Genomic DNA, 14462 nt, shown 5'->3' on the forward strand with positions numbered 1-14462 from the left:
TGTGCGGATCGCCGGTAGCAACCAATAACTATAAGGTAAGTCGGGACTCTGGTTGATACGGGTTCAACCCGTTGATTGGCTTGGGTTCGAGGCTTAAGGTCAAGGTATAGAAACAATGAGCACAACTGTTAGCGCTAAGCCAGCCGAAGTAAAACGCGACTGGTATGTTGTTGACGCCGAGGGTAAAACCCTGGGTCGTCTGGCGACCGAAATTGCCCGTCGTCTGCGTGGCAAGCACAAGCCGGAATACACTCCGCACGTTGATACCGGTGATTACATCGTTGTCGTCAATGCCGAAAAGGTACATGTGACCGGCAACAAGCGTAATGACAAGATGTACTACCGTCACTCCGGTTTTCCGGGTGGCCTGAAGGAAGCCAACTTCAACAAGATGGTCCAGACCTTCCCTGAGCGCACCATCGAGCTCGCCGTTAAAGGCATGCTGCCGAAGGGCCCGCTGGGTCGTGCCATGTACACCAAGCTGAAAGTGTACGCCGGTGCTGAACATCCGCATCAGGCACAGCAGCCTAAAGAACTGACTATCTAAGGGGAAGGCGAATAATGGCTACTACTCAGTACTACGGCACCGGCCGTCGCAAAACGTCCACCGCGCGCGTCTTCCTGCGCCCGGGTACCGGCAAGATCACCATCAATCAGCGCACCATCGAAGATTACTTCGGTCGTGAAACCGCGCGCATGATCGTCATGCAGCCGCTGGAGCTGACTGAGACCAAAGAGAAGTTCGACGTCTACGTAACTGTTGCCGGTGGTGGTGGTTTCGGTCAGGCTGGCGCGATCCGTCACGGCATCACTCGCGCGCTGATGGAGTACGACGAGACTCTGCGTCCGACTCTGCGTAAGGCGGGTTATGTTACCCGTGATGCGCGTGAAGTTGAGCGTAAGAAAGTCGGTCTGCGCAAAGCACGTAAGCGTCCGCAGTTCTCCAAGCGTTAATCTTTCTCTGCGGTGTATTGCCGCAGCGCAAAAGATTGCAAGAAAAAAAGCCCGCGAGCCTTTTGGTTCGCGGGCTTTTTTGTATTTGGAAACAGTCTCTTAATTGCCGGGTAATTGGTCTTAGTCCGGGGATTTTACCTTGTATCTATGGGGTAATTTCTTTAAGATTTGCGCCATTTGAAAAATCCGGTTTCGTGGTTTTCATGACTGAAGGGCGGTCTGTCTTTCGTATGTGTGTGCGAAAGCGGTCGTCGATTGAGGGGAGAAGAAGTTAATGAGCAATGACGGCGTGAATAAGGGTCGGCGCCGGCTCCTGATTGGTGCCACGTCTGCCGTAGGGGCAGTGGGTGCCGTTGGGGCCGCTGTCCCGTTCGTGGCTTCCTGGAATCCGAGCGCCAAGGCGAAAGCGGCTGGTGCACCTGCGAAGGCGGATATCAGCAAGCTGGAGCCCGGTCAGCAGATGATCGCTGAGTGGCGTGGTAAGCCGGTTTGGATCGTGCGACGCGGTCCAGAAGCCCTGGCTAACCTGGAAAAACTCAATGACAAGATGGCTGATCCGAACTCTGAGAAGCCGCAGCAGCCAGATTACATCCCGCACACCCCGGCGCGCGCTCTGCGCCCAGAATACGCGGTGATGGTCGGTATCTGTACCCATCTGGGTTGTTCACCCACCTACCGTCCGGAGATTGCGCCGGCGGACCTGGGTGAAGACTGGCTTGGCGGCTTCTTCTGTCCCTGCCACGGTTCGCGTTTCGACCTGTCCGGTCGAGTCTTCAAGGGCGTGCCCGCACCGACCAATCTGGTGATCCCGCCGCATTCGTACGAAGACGATAACACCTTGGTAATCGGTGTCGATCAGGAGGCTGTGTAATGGCTGGCTATCGCAATAAAGGCAATCCCGGCTTCATGGGTTGGATCGACGATCGTTTCCCCGCTACTGCAATGTGGGAAGACCATCTCTCCAAATACTATGCGCCGAAGAACTTCAACTTCTGGTACTTCTTCGGTTCCCTGGCGCTGCTGGTGCTGGTCAACCAGATCCTGACCGGTATCTGGCTGACCATGAGCTACAACCCTAGCGCTGAAGGCGCGTTCGCGTCCGTTGAGTACATCATGCGTGACGTGGAGTATGGTTGGTTGCTGCGTTATCTGCACTCCACCGGTGCGTCCGCGTTCTTCGTCGTGGTTTATCTGCATATGTTCCGCGGCATGATGTACGGTTCATACCGCAAGCCTCGTGAGCTGGTGTGGATCTTCGGGATGACCATCTACTTGGCGCTGATGGCTGAAGCCTTCATGGGCTATCTGCTGCCCTGGGGGCAGATGTCCTACTGGGGTGCCCAGGTTATCGTATCCCTGTTCGGTGCTATTCCGGTGATCGGTCCGGATCTGCAGCAGTGGATTCGCGGTGACTTCCTGATCTCCGGTATTACCCTGAACCGTTTCTTCGCGCTGCACGTTATTGCGCTGCCGATCGTCATTCTGGCGCTGGTCGTACTGCATATCATCGCGCTGCACGAAGTGGGTTCCAACAACCCGGATGGTATCGAGATCAAAGATAAGAAGGATGAAAATGGCGTGCCGCTGGACGGTATCCCGTTCCATCCGTACTACACCGTCAAGGATATCGTCGGTGTCGTGGTCTTCCTGTTCGTGTTCTGCACCGTAGTGTTCTTCTTCCCGGAAGGGGGTGGTTACTTCCTCGAGAAGCCGAACTTTGAACCGGCTAATGCGTTGAAAACACCGGACCATATCGCTCCTGTGTGGTACTTCACGCCGTTCTACGCCATGCTGCGCGCCGTGACCTATCCGCTGTTCGGTGTTGATGCGAAGTTCTGGGGTGTTGTCGTGATGGGTGCGGCAATTGCGATCCTGTTTGTGCTGCCGTGGCTGGATCGTAGCCCGGTCAAGTCCATGCGTTATAAGGGTGTGTTGAGCAAGCTTTGGCTGCTGGTATTCGCAGTAAGCTTCGTGATTCTGGGTGTCCTGGGTGCCCTGCCTGCTACACCGGGCCGTACCATGGTTTCGCAGATCTGTACCGTTCTTTACTTCGCATTCTTTATCCTGATGCCGTTCTACACACGGATGGAGAAAACAAAACCGGTTCCGGAGAGGGTTACAGGCTAATGAAAAAGTATCTCCTTGCTTTGATGATGGTGCTGGCGCCGGTGACCGCCAGTGCGGCAGGTGGTGCAGCTGTGCCACTTGACTCGATTGAAGTGGATCTAACTAATAAGGCGTCCCTGCAGCGCGGTATGGCGAACTTCGTCAACCGTTGCCTGGGTTGCCACACAGCTCAGTATCAGCGTTTCGAGCGTGCGGCTAACGACCTTGAGATTCCGAACGAGCTGGTTGAGCAGTACCTGATCTTCGACGAAAACAAGAAGATCGGCGAGCACATGACTAACGCGATGCCGGTTGCCGAGGCTAAGGTATGGTTCGGCAACCCGCCGCCTGACCTGACGCTGGAAGCGCGCCTGCGTGGTCCGGACTGGGTTTACACCTATCTGCGCAGCTTCTATAAGGATGAGTCACGTCCTTGGGGTGTGAACAACGTTGTGTTCCCGGATGTCGGGATGCCCAACGTGTTGGAAGACCTGCAGGGCTCGGTGGTTAACCACTGCACGCCGGAAGAGCTGCATGGAGCGCACGGCAAGATCGATCCGCTGACTGGTCAGGAGATCGGGGGCTGCACATCGATCGAGCCGAAGAGCGGTTCAATGAGCGAAGAGGAGTTCGACCAGTACGTGTACGATCTGGTTAACTTCATGGCGTACATGGGCGAGCCCTCGAAGATGGTCTCTGGTAAGATAGGTACCTATGTTCTGATCTTCCTGGCGATTCTGTTCGTCTTCGCCTTCGCGCTGAAGAAAGAGTACTGGAAAGACGTTCACTAAACACTCGGGTGTCTGTGAATAATAGAACTACGCGGTCCGCGAGGGCCGCGTAGATTTTTTGTTTCTACATCTGACTTTTATGGGGATTTGTAGATGGGAGTTGTGGCTAAGCGTTCTTCCATGACCTTTTATTCGAATGGTGATGACCATTACAGCCATCGCGTACGTATCGTGCTGGCCGAGAAGGGTGTGGCAGTCGATATTGTAGACTGCAAGGAGAGCGAGCTGCCTGAGGATGTTGCAGCGCTTAATCCTTACAACAGCTTACCGACTCTGCTGGATCGGGAGTTGGTGTTGTATGAACCCAATGTGATGATGGAGTATCTGGACGAGCGTTTCCCGCATCCGCCACTGCTTCCGGTTTACCCAGTGGCACGGGCGGAGAGCCGTCTGTTCATGCACCGTATCCAGCGAGACTGGTGTGCGCAGGCTGATCTGATCCTTGCCGGTAAGGCCAGTGCGGAGCAGATCGATAACGCGCGCAAGGAGTTGCGCGACAGCTTGGTTGCGGTATCGCCGATCTTTGCGGAAAAGCCGTTCTTCATGAGCGAAGAGTTCAGTCTGGTGGATTGCTGCATCGCGCCGCTATTATGGCGCCTGCAGGTGATGGGTGTCGAACTGCCTGAGGCTCAATGCAAGCCTTTGCTGGGTTACATGAAGCGCTTGTTCGAGCGTGAGTCGTTCCAGGAGAGTCTCTCCGAAGCGGAGCGCGAGATGCGTGACTGATTCGCGTTGCGATCAGGTACTTCCGAAAGGGATGGGGCTGGCGCTCCGTCCCTTTTTCATATGCAGGAACGGTGATCCCGGTCGTTACTTCCTGTGACGACGGGATCTCCTTGATCTATGGCGGTTAAGCCGCGGGCGCATGGATGTGCAGACGTGGCGATAGGAGTTGTTTCATATGTCTGTAAAGCCAAGCCGGCCCTACCTGTTGCGAGCCTTGTATGAATGGCTCTGTGATAACGACCTTACCCCGCTCATTGTGGTCGATGCCGGTGTGAAAGGGGTCAATGTGCCTGAAGCCTATGTGCAGGATGGGCAGATCACGTTGAACATCGCGCTGGGCGCCGTTCGGGAGCTGGAGATGGATAACGGTGGTGTCAGTTTCAATGCGCGCTTTGGCGGGGTGCCGATGAATGTGTACGTACCGATAACCGCCGTATTGGCAATCTATGCACGTGAGAACGGCATGGGGATGGGCTTTGGTATGGAGCCGGGTGCTGATCTGCTGGCGTTGGCCAAAGCAGAACAGCCGGAACCCGAGCCTCCCGAGCCGGGCCCGGGAGGTGGTCGTCCCTCGCTTCGTGTGGTGAAGTAGGGTCAGTCGATATATTCGAACACCTTGACGATCTTGCGCACGCCGGCGACGCTGCGCACGATCGCGACCGCGGTTTCCGCTTCCGAGCGCTTGACCAGGCCCATCAGGTAAACCACCCCGTTTTCTGTGACGACCTTGATCCGGCTGCCCGCGACATTTTTATCGGCCAGCAGCTGTACTTTGACGCGGCTGGTGAGATAGACATCGTTGGTGCGCACGATGGTCGAGGTCGGGCCGGCAATCTCCAGCTCGTTATGTATCTTGGTCACCTCGCGGGTGGTCTGGGTGATCCGCTCCGCTTCCTGACGCACTCGCTCGTCCGGTACCTGGCCCGTCAGCAGTACCTGGCCGTTAAAGCTGGTGACATTGATATGGGACTGGGCCAGGGGCGTCGAGCCCTTGCTGATGTTGACCGTGACCTTGGTTTCGATCATCTCGTCTTCGATGTAGTTGCCCAGGGTACGATGGCCCTTATCCTCATAAATGGGCTCCTCGCGGGTGGCGCTGACCAGATGTGCGCAGCCGCTGAGCAGGCTGGCGGAGAGCAGTAATGCAGCAGGGATGGCAGAAAGTTTCACGTTCAGGCTCCAAACAGTTGATGGTCGATCAGATCGCATAGGCAGTGCAGTACCAGCAGCTGTGCATCGTAAACCAGCGCTTCATCATCACTGGGGATGCAGATCTCGATCTCGTCCCTGGCCAGCAGTGCCGTCATGTTGCCGCCATCGCCACCGGTGAGTGCAATCACCTGCATTTCGCGGTCGTGAGCGGCCTGGATCGCCTGGACCAGGCTGGTGCCCCTTCCGTCGGGTGAGATCGCCAACAGGATATCCCCTGGTTGACCCAGGGCGCGGATCTGCTTGGCATACACCTCGGCGAAGCTGCTGTCCTCGGTGATCGCGCTCATGACGGCGCTGTCAGCGTTGAGTGCCAGAGCGGGCAGGCCTGGACGCTCGTGCCTGAAGCGGCTGAGTAGCAGCGCGGCAAAATGCTGTGACAGGGCGCCGGCACCACCGTTGCCAACGCACAGGATCTTGCTCTCTGTGACCAAGCAGTGCAGCAGGAGTTCACCGGCTTCTGCAATCAGCGGTGTGTAATGCTCGATGGTCTGGGCATTGATCTCCATCGAGTTGTGAAACTGGCTGACAATTCGGTCTTCAAGTTCCATTGAGTGATATATCCGGTGTTCAGGGACTAGAGGCGTCTTTATACCATACTGGGCTATAGTCGGCCGAGCCCGGACCGCATTCATTTTAGCCTGTGACGGTGATCGGCTCGGTGCCAGAGTCGCCAATGTCGAAACTCAAGCAGTCACCCGTTGTGCTGGTCAGTCATGGCCGGAATGCGTCCCGGTACCAGGTGGGTTCCTGCTCCGCCAGGTCCGCCTCAAAGGCGATGACATCGAAGCGGCAGGGTTGGCTGCCCCATTGTGGGTGGCTCAGCATCAGGTAACGCGCGGTTTGAATCAGCTTGCGTTGCTTATGGTAATCGACCGACTGAGCGGCGCCGCCGTAGTTGCGGTGACGCCGCTTGCGCACTTCGACGAACACGATGGTGTCTCGTTCCTGCATCACCAGGTCGATCTCGCCCATGCGGCAATAGGCGTTTCTGAGCAGGGTTCGCAGACCCTGCTGGTTGAGATAACGTTCTGCGTACTGTTCGGCATCCTTGCCGGTTTTCTTGCGATCCATCGCATTCTCCTGTCAGGGGGATTGAGGCGCCGCCGGTGTCGGCGGTGCATCGGTAAGTGTAGGAATGGGCACATCTTCTGAGGGTAGTAGCTCGGGGACTCCGTTGTTGAACACCGCCCAGGGCAGCGCCCGATCAACCCGCAGTTGCGGCGAGAGCATCAGCTTTCCGGTTTCGCCTTCGATATAGGCGCCCGGGTTGTTGCTCAGTTCGGGCAGGTAGGGGTAGAGATTGAATGCATCGACACCCAGGGCGTAGAGACGGCCAAAGCGGCTATCCACGTCTGTGCGGGAGGCGCGCAACACCTGGTGGGCTTGGCTCGCCGGCTCCAGCGTCCAGGGTAGGTCGAGAAAGCGTACTCCGTTCAGGTCCACGTCTCGTATCGGGTCGGGTGAACCCTCATAGAGGTGGGAGGTGGCATAGACCGGGAGGTCGCCGGCAAAGTGAAATGCCAACATCGGCTTTATCTGGCGCGCATCCTGAGGCAGGGCGGTCATCAGGATCGCTTCGATGTCGCTGCGCGGGTGTTCATCGAACTCGAAGCGCTCGCCAATCACCCGGCGCACCTCGCTTGCGCGTGCTTTGCTGCGATCGGTGAGCAGCAGGTGTCCAATCTGGTCCGACAGATCTTCACTTGCTCGGTAGTTGAGCTGGGTGGCAACGCTGCCCCCCAGGGTGTTGAACGCCTGGGTGAAGGAATCTGCCAAACGCTGTCCCCAGGGAGCATCGGGTACAACGACGGCAACTCGGCGGTGGCCCTCCTGCCAGGCGCGTTGCGCGACCAGTATCGCTTCCTGCTCGGAGGCCAGGTCCAGATGGTAGATGCCGGGGCTGGTGTTGTCGGCCTGATTCAGCGCCAGTACCGGTGCCGGCAGCGGGCCTGCCTGGCTGATTTGGGCGACATAGTCGCGCGACAGTGGGCCGATCACCAGGTCCAGCTGCTCCCTGGAGATCAAGGTCGCCAATTGGCCCGGAGTGCTGACGACGCTGCTGTCGATCGAGATCACTTCGGGGCGTTGGTTATGACTGCCGCCGGCCATCAGCGCGGCGAAGAACCCTTCGCTGATCGCGCGGGCCGGTTCTGCCAGATTGCCGCTGAGTGGCAGCAGCAGGCCGACGCGGCGCACATCGAGGGGCGGGAGGGACTTGCTTACAATGCTCTCCGGCGGTTGGCTGTAGGCTGGATGTGACTCCCACAGGGTTCGCCACTGGGCAAGCGCGCTGCCACCGGTCGAGATATCGAGGCCGCCGCGCATCTGGGCGGCAAGTTCAAACCAGCCCTGTTCGTAGTAGTTATTGCCCGCGGTATGGGTGGCTTTCTCGATCTCGTCATCCGGCACCTGCTGCAGTATCTGCCAGATCTGGTTGTGAATCTGCTGGCGCAACGCAGCATCGCTTTGCAACTGGGCGCTGGCGATCAGTTCACGTGCGGCGGCGATCGGTTGCTGCTGCTGGGTATAGGCCTGGGCGCGCAGCTCGCCGAGTTCGGCTTGCTGGGGGGCGGGCAACGATGGTGGCAGGATGGCGCGATCCAGGTAACTCAGTGCACGCCTGCTCTCTTTCAGCTCTAGCGCCTGGGTGGCTTTTAGACGTGCGATGTCAAACGCCAGCGCCGGTGGCAGCAGGCGGGTGTCGATCCGGTCAAGCAGGGTGCGGGCCTCGGTATCCTTGCCTTCGCTGAACAGTAGTTGGGCGGCTTTGAAGCGCAGCTCGGCGGCCTGGATGGCGGGGGCGCTGTCGGCGGCGGCGAGCAGTTGCTCCAGTTGCGAGCGCTCGGGCGCCCGTGTCGTTGCCGGCGGCGCGGCGCAGGCGCTTAAAAACGATATCAACAGGATGCACAGAGGCAGTCTCGTTCTATTCATCATATACTCGGACACCCGGATGTATGGATGGATAAAGATGTCGGAACCCGTTCTTTATATAGTGGCGACCCCTATAGGCAATCTGGGCGATCTCTCTCCCCGGGCGCAGGAGGTGCTCGCCGCTGCCGATCTGATCGCGGCGGAGGATACCCGCCACACCGGTCGCCTGCTCGCGCACTTTAACATTAAAGCCCCGATGATTTCAGTGCATGATCACAACGAACGTCAACGTGCGGATCTGATTATCAAACATCTGCAGCAGGGGGAGCTGATTGCACTGGTGTCGGACGCGGGCACGCCGCTGATCTCCGATCCCGGATTTTTTCTGGTGCGTGCGGTGCGCGATGCGGGATTTCGAGTGTCGCCGGTGCCCGGTTGCTGTGCCTTTATTGCGGCGCTGAGCGCCTCTGGCTTGCCGTCCGACCGGTTTCTGTTCGAAGGTTTTTTGCCATCGAAGAGCGGGGCGCGCAAGCAGCGTCTCGAAGCGCTCAAGGATCAGGTGCCGACACTGGTGTTCTATGAATCGACACACCGCATTCTTGCCAGTCTAGAGGATATGAGTGCCATTTTCGGTGCAGATCGTTACGCGGTTGTCGCGCGTGAGCTGACCAAAACATTCGAGACCATTCAGGGTGGTGAGTTGAACGTGTTGCTCGAATGGATGAGGGTCGATTCCAACCAGCAGAGGGGGGAGTTCGTTGTGCTGGTGCATGGCGCCGCAGAGAAGGCCGAGGTCGATATAAATCCTGAGGCGCTGCGTATCCTCCAGCTCCTGAGTGAGGAACTGCCACCGAAGAGGGCGGCAGCGGTGGCGGAAAAGATAACCGGGGTGAAAAAGAGCAAGCTCTATCAGGCCTTGATCGGCCAGGGGTGATGTTATGGGAAAGCAAATTGCCTTGCCTTGAAGCCTGGAGTCGCTATACTGCGCGCCGGGAGTCTGCCAGACAATCGCTGCTGCGTTCGCGCAGGGGAGGAAAGTCCGGGCTCTATAGGGCAGGGTGCCAGATAACGTCTGGGCGGCGTGAGCCGACGGAAAGTGCAACAGAAAGTATACCGCCTAAGCAGTCTTCGGATTGCCGGTAAGGTTGAAATGGTGCGGTAAGAGCGCACCGCGTGGGTGGTAACACTCCACGGCGATGGAAAACCCCACCCGGAGCAAGACCAAATAGGGACCCTTAAGGCGTGGCCCGCGCCGGGTCCGGGTAGGTTGCTTGAGGCCTGTGGTGACGCAGGTCCTAGATGAATGATTGTCCACGACAAAACCCGGCTTACCGGCAGACTCCCATCTCCCATTCCCCACCTGTAGTTTGTTCCAAGCGCCCTGATACGCTCCCCAGGGTTATGGCGGTCAGGCTGATGTCGGTGCGTGTCTCAGTCCCGGATTGCCCGGATTGCCCGGGTGGCCTCCAGTACCCAGTTGAGCGCCTCCTGCTCTGCGGCGCTGAGGGTGCTGTCGTCGAATCTACCGCTAAGTTGATCCCAGCGAGCTTCCAGACATGCCTGGCTTTCATTGATCAGCAGTCCCACATCCCCTTCGCGGAACAGTATTGATCGGCGCAGGCCGTCGTTCAGTGGAAGGTGCTCGATGATCGATGCCAACGGCATGGTAAAGAGGGCGTCCAGGCCGGAAAGCAGGCCTGCCATGAATGCGGTATCCGGGCGCACAAGGCCGCTTTCCACGGCAAGTCGTTCGCACATGGAGGCTCGGGTCAGGATCTGTCGCGAGAGTTCCGGTGACTGGTGAGTCTGTGGTGAGGTCAGGCTGATCAGCAGAGCCCAGCGGCGCAACTCTTCCAGTCCGAGCAGAGTGATCGCTTCGGATATGCTGGATACTTCACGACGCAGCGCAAACTGCGCGGAATTCAACAGACGTAAAATTTTGACGCACAGCTGTGGGTCTTGGTTGATCACCTTCTCCAGTGCCGATACCGAAACCTCCTCCTGATTAAGTGCGGCTAGCAGCTCAAGCAGGATCAGACGGTTGGACGATAGCTGGCGTCCGGAGACCAACTGCGGACGGCTCAGGAAAAAGCCCTGAAACAGTTTGAAACCGAGCGTTTTGCACAGCTCCAGCTCATCCATTGTTTCCACTTTCTCGGCCAGGAGTACCACCGGGTACGGCTTGATCCTTCTAACCTGCTCCTCAATAAGTTGGGGGCCCAATTGGCGTATATCCAGCTTCACGATATGGGCCAGTTCGAGCAAAGGTTCATAGCCTGGTTTCAATACAAAGTCGTCCAGAGCGAGCTTGAACCCCGCCTTTCGAAGCGCTTTCAGGCGCGCAATCACTGGAGGAGAGGGCGACACATCTTCGAGTATCTCCAGCACCAGGTGTTCACGTGGCAGAGACGGAAGCTGTTTGTCGAGTAGCAGGCGTTCGCCGAAATTGACGAATGCCGGCAGCAGACGGTAGGTCCCTGAATCGAATACGCTGGTGTAGGTGTTGAGCAGGACTTCGCAGGTGGCGCGGCAGGTGTCGTCGGAGGAGAGTACCGCGCGCGTGAAGTCAGGAGCGCTACGGTACAACAGTTCGTACCCGACCACTTTCAGGTCGCGATCAAAGATCGGTTGGCGAGCAAGTAGTATGTCGAGGTTCATATTTCCGAGTGTGGCCGCTGGGTGGTAGGGGGATTCTGATGTAATTCGGAGACGGATTCCAGAGGCAGGTTTGGCGGCGGTAATTTGATATGGCAAAAAACCAGGTGATCATCGGGATTGGAGATATGGATTTGCAAAGGGTTTAGCTGGTCAGCTTGCTGTTTGTAACCATATAGAGTCACTTGTACCTCCTTTTCTAATTTATGAAGGTGAGGGGTGTTATTGGGTTGAACATCTCCTATGTTTAATTGTCCACTGCAGGCGCTAGCAATTTTTGCTAGAGTTTCAAACGGACGTTTAGCTGGAGGTGTCCGATGGGAATTAAAAAACTGACTGTATCTGTTTTAACGATAATGGGACTTGCTGTTGCGCCGGTGCTGGTTGATCAATTGCCACAGATTGATCTGGGAAGCCAGGCACATGCTAAAGGCGGCAACGGCGGTGGTAATGGTGGCGGAAACGGCGGCGGAAACGGCGGTGGCAACGGCGGTGGCAACGGCAACGGCGGTGGCAATGCTGGTGGTAACGGCAACGGACAGGGTGCCGAAACTGCTGGTGCCAATGGTGCTGCAGGGCAGGGCAAGGCAAATGGCTTTGGTCATGCCGATAATGCCTCCAACGGTGCGCATGGGTTGGGTAACAACAGGGGCGCGTTGGCAAGTGCGATGGGCGCGTTGAATGCGGCTCACGCATCCCCTACGGCGCTGGAGCACGCAGCCCCTACGTCTCGTGTGGGGATGCTTGCTGCCTACGCCGCAACCGTTCAGGCGGGTGTGGATCTGGCGGCGGAGATCGAGGCGTTGGCTGATCAGGTGGCTTCGTTCGAGCAGGATCTGGGTTTGGCGCAGGATACCTTGGCTGCTGCTCAGCAAGAGTTGGCGGCAGCACAAGATAACGCGACCGCGGCTCAAGCTGACCTGGCATCTGCGCAGGCGGATCTAACCCAGGCTCAAACCGATCTGCAGTCGGCTCTGGATGCACAGACTGCTCTGGAAGCGGATGCAACCGAGCAGGAAGTAGCCGATGCACAGGCGGCTGTCGATAGTGCGCAGTCTGCAGTGGAGGATGCGCAGGGCGCGGTCTCCGATGCTGAGCTGGCCGCGGCAAGCGCCGATACGGCTGTCGCCGATGCGGAAACGGATGTCACGGATGCCGAAACCGAGCTTGCTTCGGTGCAGTCATCCTATGACGGCGCTGTTGCGGATCTGGCCGAGATAGAGGGGCAGTTGGATGGGCAGGCCCAGACCGAGGTGACGGCGCTGGGCGAGATCACCAACAAGTCACTCTCGCCCGACGTAGTAGCCGCAGTGAATGACCTGCTGGGGGTTACTTCCTCCGTTGAGGATGAGGTGGCCGATCTAACCGGTGACTCTGAAGGCTAAGTCTTTAGCGCGAGGAGCGGCTTAGCGCCGCTCCGGGAGTTTGCGTAGCGCCTCTATCAGCTCGCTGAGCGAGGCGCTACGCTTCATAAACTGGCGCGATGCGCTTTCCGTTTGTTGTCCCCAAACTCCATCGGCATAGCCTGTCGAATAGCCCAGGGTGCGTAATCGGGTTTGTATATACCGGATCTGGTAACGTTTTCTTAATGCGTCATCCGTCAGGTTGGTCGGGGTGAAGTGATTGTTTTCGGTTGGGTGGCTAAGCTTCTCGAGCAGTTCCTTGGCGCGCAGACTGCCTCTGTTGGCAGCGGTGTTGAGCCAGGTTAGCCCTTGACGCGTATTTTTGATGCTGCCTATTCCGGTCAGATAACTGGTTCCGAGTAGATATTGTGCCTCCGAGTAGCCCATCTCGGCGGCCTGTCCTATCCAGTGAATGCCCCAGGCGGGTTCGGCCTCGGTCCCATAGCCGTTGAAGTAGATCTCGCCGAGGTAATGCATCGCCTCTCGGTGATGTTTGTCGGCGGCCAGTTCAAGCCATTTTCGAGCCTGTTCATAGTTCAGTGCGGTTCCGCGCCCCAGATAATAGGCCATGCCGAGCATGTATTGAGCGTCGGTGTGTCCGCTTGAAGCGGCTTTTTCGAAGTAACTCAGGCCCTGTGCGTAGTTTTGTTCGACATCGGCGCCGGTGGTGAAATGCAGTCCCATTTGATACTGGGACTCGATGTCGCCGGCATCGGCTTTGCGTGCCAGTTCCTGGGTGGGTGTATTGCTGTTGAGCAATTGTAACTGGGTACATCCGCCAAGTATCAGGGCACTGGCAAATGCCAGGGCGAGTACGGGTTTCATGTTCCGAACATCTCCTTATTTAGTGGTGGATTGATCCCTCGGTCCGATTTAACGGCTGTCGATGGAGGGTTTTTTGCGCATGAAAGTTTTCGAGGGTTCTGCAGCCTATAAGTTTCCGGTTGCGCGTGTTTTTTTCAGTTAGCGCCTCGAAAGGTGCATTGGGCATCCATCTGGCTGGGTTCGGGCATCGGGCTATTTCTCCTGCTGTAGAGGCTGTTCGTTTTGTGATCAGTGGTCAGGGGTTTCCGCTTTGATGTTCACGCCAGGGGTGGTGCTGTATCGATCCGGCTGTGAGCTTGAATGAAATGGATTCAGTATCGCTCCAGGCTGGGGTTTGGGCCTCGGTGCCCGGCCTTGATTTGGCTAGTCTTCCTACCTATAGTGTCGCATAGTGGTTTAAAGTGGGTAAAAGTGGGTAATTTTGGAGAGCCCCGATGGGGATCATGTTCCGCGGAGTCAATCCGATCAATCTCGATAGCAAGGGGCGCCTGGCGATCCCGGCCCGCTATCGCGAGTCGATCGCGGAGCACTGCGAGGGGAAAATGGTCGCCACCATCGATACCGAGTCCAAATGCCTGCTGCTTTATCCACAGCCGGAATGGGATGAGATCCAGGCCAAGATCGAAGCCTTGCCCAGTTTTAATCCTGCGGCACGGCGAATTCAGCGGTTATTGATAGGGCATGCCACCGATCTTGATATGGATGGCGCGGGGCGCCTGTTGATGCCGGCTCCGTTGCGTGAATATGCCGGTTTGGACAAGCGTATCGTGCTGTTGGGGCAGGGGCGGAAATTTGAGATCTGGAGCGAGGAGCTCTGGAATACGACTCGGGACGAGTATCTGCAGGACGTTGAAGCAGGTGCTGTGCTGCCCGAGGATATGCAAACACTTTCACTGTAAACAAGAAGGGGCCTGGCGTC

16 protein-coding genes and 1 other RNA gene are annotated in these 14462 nt (G+C 57.4%); 11 read left to right on the forward strand and 6 right to left on the reverse strand.

The window, feature by feature from the left end; all coding sequences use genetic code 11:
• Positions 1-115: 115 nt before the first annotated feature.
• The 7 genes from rplM (at position 116) to KQ940_RS03295 (ending at position 5169) form a co-directional block, all read left to right on the forward strand.
• The gene (rplM, locus tag KQ940_RS03265) at positions 116-547 is read left to right on the forward strand and encodes a 50S ribosomal protein L13 (protein WP_217411660.1); all 432 of its coding nucleotides are present in this window, start codon (positions 116-118) and stop codon (positions 545-547) included.
• A 14-nt stretch (positions 548-561) separates the two neighbouring features.
• A complete protein-coding gene (rpsI, locus tag KQ940_RS03270; RefSeq protein WP_217411662.1) occupies positions 562-954 on the forward strand; it encodes a 30S ribosomal protein S9 in 393 nt (130 codons plus the stop codon).
• A 274-nt stretch (positions 955-1228) separates the two neighbouring features.
• Positions 1229-1825, forward strand: a complete 597-nt coding sequence (petA, locus tag KQ940_RS03275; protein ID WP_217411664.1) for a ubiquinol-cytochrome c reductase iron-sulfur subunit — start codon at positions 1229-1231, stop codon at positions 1823-1825.
• Entirely contained in the window at positions 1825-3081 is a 1257-nt protein-coding gene (locus tag KQ940_RS03280) for a cytochrome b (RefSeq protein WP_217411666.1), read from the forward strand. The genes petA and KQ940_RS03280 overlap by 1 nt, the downstream gene beginning before the upstream one ends.
• Positions 3081-3851, forward strand: coding sequence for a cytochrome c1 (locus KQ940_RS03285; protein WP_217411668.1), 771 nt, complete (start codon positions 3081-3083; stop codon positions 3849-3851). Before KQ940_RS03280 ends, KQ940_RS03285 begins: the two co-directional genes overlap by 1 nt.
• 93 nt (positions 3852-3944) lie before the next feature.
• Entirely contained in the window at positions 3945-4577 is a 633-nt protein-coding gene (locus KQ940_RS03290) for a glutathione S-transferase N-terminal domain-containing protein (RefSeq protein ID WP_217411670.1), read from the forward strand.
• A 175-nt stretch (positions 4578-4752) separates the two neighbouring features.
• On the forward strand, positions 4753-5169 hold the full coding sequence (locus KQ940_RS03295; RefSeq protein ID WP_217411672.1) for a ClpXP protease specificity-enhancing factor: 417 nt from the start codon (positions 4753-4755) through the stop codon (positions 5167-5169).
• A 2-nt stretch (positions 5170-5171) separates the two neighbouring features.
• On the opposite strand, the gene KQ940_RS03300 is transcribed toward KQ940_RS03295, so the two are convergent.
• The 4 genes from KQ940_RS03300 to KQ940_RS03315 form a co-directional block, all read right to left on the reverse strand.
• Complete coding sequence (locus tag KQ940_RS03300) at positions 5172-5747, reverse strand: BON domain-containing protein (protein ID WP_343222605.1); 576 nt, start codon at positions 5745-5747, stop codon at positions 5172-5174.
• 2 nt (positions 5748-5749) lie between these two features.
• The gene (locus KQ940_RS03305) at positions 5750-6337 is read right to left on the reverse strand and encodes an SIS domain-containing protein (protein WP_217411675.1); all 588 of its coding nucleotides are present in this window, start codon (positions 6335-6337) and stop codon (positions 5750-5752) included.
• 163 nt (positions 6338-6500) lie between these two features.
• Positions 6501-6860, reverse strand: a complete 360-nt coding sequence (locus KQ940_RS03310) for a YraN family protein (RefSeq protein ID WP_217411677.1) — start codon at positions 6858-6860, stop codon at positions 6501-6503.
• A gap of 12 nt (positions 6861-6872) precedes the next feature.
• Complete coding sequence (locus KQ940_RS03315) at positions 6873-8720, reverse strand: penicillin-binding protein activator (protein ID WP_217411678.1); 1848 nt, start codon at positions 8718-8720, stop codon at positions 6873-6875.
• Between the two features lie 37 nt (positions 8721-8757).
• Here KQ940_RS03315 and rsmI point away from each other — a divergent pair, with 37 nt between their 5' ends.
• A complete protein-coding gene (rsmI, locus tag KQ940_RS03320; RefSeq protein ID WP_217411681.1) occupies positions 8758-9594 on the forward strand; it encodes a 16S rRNA (cytidine(1402)-2'-O)-methyltransferase in 837 nt (278 codons plus the stop codon).
• 58 nt (positions 9595-9652) lie between these two features.
• Positions 9653-10007, forward strand: an RNA gene (gene rnpB, locus KQ940_RS03325) — RNase P RNA component class A.
• A gap of 84 nt (positions 10008-10091) precedes the next feature.
• Here rnpB and KQ940_RS03330 read toward each other — a convergent pair.
• Entirely contained in the window at positions 10092-11318 is a 1227-nt protein-coding gene (locus tag KQ940_RS03330; RefSeq protein WP_217411683.1) for an EAL and HDOD domain-containing protein, read from the reverse strand.
• 353 nt (positions 11319-11671) lie between these two features.
• Here KQ940_RS03330 and KQ940_RS03335 point away from each other — a divergent pair, with 353 nt between their 5' ends.
• Positions 11672-12700: a hypothetical protein gene (locus KQ940_RS03335; RefSeq protein WP_217411685.1), complete on the forward strand. Its 1029-nt coding sequence runs from the start codon at positions 11672-11674 to the stop codon at positions 12698-12700.
• Positions 12701-12721: 21 nt separating this feature from the next.
• On the opposite strand, the gene KQ940_RS03340 is transcribed toward KQ940_RS03335, so the two are convergent.
• On the reverse strand, positions 12722-13543 hold the full coding sequence (locus tag KQ940_RS03340) for an SEL1-like repeat protein (RefSeq protein WP_217411687.1): 822 nt from the start codon (positions 13541-13543) through the stop codon (positions 12722-12724).
• Between the two features lie 443 nt (positions 13544-13986).
• Here KQ940_RS03340 and mraZ point away from each other — a divergent pair, with 443 nt between their 5' ends.
• Positions 13987-14442 (forward strand): division/cell wall cluster transcriptional repressor MraZ, encoded by a 456-nt coding sequence (gene mraZ / locus KQ940_RS03345; RefSeq protein ID WP_217411805.1) that lies wholly within the window; start codon positions 13987-13989, stop codon positions 14440-14442.
• The last annotated feature ends 20 nt before the right edge of the window (positions 14443-14462 follow it).

The organism is Marinobacterium ramblicola, from assembly GCF_019084545.1.
Taxonomy (GTDB): Bacteria; Pseudomonadota; Gammaproteobacteria; order Pseudomonadales; family Balneatricaceae; genus Marinobacterium_D; species Marinobacterium_D ramblicola.

Bases quoted from the DNA above. Each gene is read 5' to 3' on its own strand.
- rplM (WP_217411660.1), top strand. From the start codon at position 116: ATGAGCACAACTGTTAGCGCTAAGCCAGCCGAAGTAAAACGCGACTGG.
- rpsI (WP_217411662.1), top strand. From the start codon at position 562: ATGGCTACTACTCAGTACTACGGCACCGGCCGTCGCAAAACGTCCACC.
- petA (WP_217411664.1), top strand. From the start codon at position 1,229: ATGAGCAATGACGGCGTGAATAAGGGTCGGCGCCGGCTCCTGATTGGT.
- KQ940_RS03280 (WP_217411666.1), top strand. From the start codon at position 1,825: ATGGCTGGCTATCGCAATAAAGGCAATCCCGGCTTCATGGGTTGGATC.
- KQ940_RS03285 (WP_217411668.1), top strand. From the start codon at position 3,081: ATGAAAAAGTATCTCCTTGCTTTGATGATGGTGCTGGCGCCGGTGACC.
- KQ940_RS03290 (WP_217411670.1), top strand. From the start codon at position 3,945: ATGGGAGTTGTGGCTAAGCGTTCTTCCATGACCTTTTATTCGAATGGT.
- KQ940_RS03295 (WP_217411672.1), top strand. From the start codon at position 4,753: ATGTCTGTAAAGCCAAGCCGGCCCTACCTGTTGCGAGCCTTGTATGAA.
- KQ940_RS03305 (WP_217411675.1), bottom strand. From the start codon at position 6,337: ATGGAACTTGAAGACCGAATTGTCAGCCAGTTTCACAACTCGATGGAG.
- KQ940_RS03310 (WP_217411677.1), bottom strand. From the start codon at position 6,860: ATGGATCGCAAGAAAACCGGCAAGGATGCCGAACAGTACGCAGAACGT.
- KQ940_RS03315 (WP_217411678.1), bottom strand. From the start codon at position 8,720: ATGAATAGAACGAGACTGCCTCTGTGCATCCTGTTGATATCGTTTTTA.
- rsmI (WP_217411681.1), top strand. From the start codon at position 8,758: ATGTCGGAACCCGTTCTTTATATAGTGGCGACCCCTATAGGCAATCTG.
- KQ940_RS03330 (WP_217411683.1), bottom strand. From the start codon at position 11,318: ATGAACCTCGACATACTACTTGCTCGCCAACCGATCTTTGATCGCGAC.
- KQ940_RS03335 (WP_217411685.1), top strand. From the start codon at position 11,672: ATGGGACTTGCTGTTGCGCCGGTGCTGGTTGATCAATTGCCACAGATT.
- KQ940_RS03340 (WP_217411687.1), bottom strand. From the start codon at position 13,543: ATGAAACCCGTACTCGCCCTGGCATTTGCCAGTGCCCTGATACTTGGC.
- mraZ (WP_217411805.1), top strand. From the start codon at position 13,987: ATGTTCCGCGGAGTCAATCCGATCAATCTCGATAGCAAGGGGCGCCTG.